The organism is Caulobacter sp. 05T431 (assembly GCF_056665975.1).
In genome coordinates, this window is record NZ_JBFTKU010000110.1 from 1 (window position 1) to 461 (window position 461).

Consider the following 461-nt stretch of genomic DNA (forward strand, 5'->3'; position numbering starts at 1 on the left):
ACACCGGACGCACTTACACCGAGGCGACGGCAGATGCGGCAGATTCCACCCCCGACCCCGGAACGCAACGCACCGGGACACCGACCACCACCGGGTACAACGCCACCACCGACGAGACCTTGGCCCCCGCCACACAAGACACCACCGCAACAGACCGCAGTACTCCCCCTGCCGCCACCGGCACCCCGGATACGACGCCACCGCGCCCACCACTGAAGACACCACAACCCGGCCCCAGCCGCGCCCGGCAGGGGGCGGCGCCGAACAGCCGGCCGCGGGCGGGGCACGCCTGCGCAAATACGTCACCTCGGAATACGAAACCAGGACCGTTCCAGTGCAGCGCGAAGAAGTACGGATCGAGCGAGAACCGATTACGGAGGAAAACCGCAACGACGTAGCGGACCGTGCGGACGATGAGAACGAGATCATCCTCCACGAGGAACGAATCATCGTCACCAAGG

1 protein-coding gene is annotated in these 461 nt (G+C 66.4%); it reads left to right on the top strand.

Annotated features, from left to right (window positions below):
- Positions 1-289: 289 nt before the first annotated feature.
- The coding region (locus tag AC1U89_RS24740) for a DUF2382 domain-containing protein (protein WP_479902256.1) at positions 290-461 on the top strand (172 nt) is incomplete at its 3' end.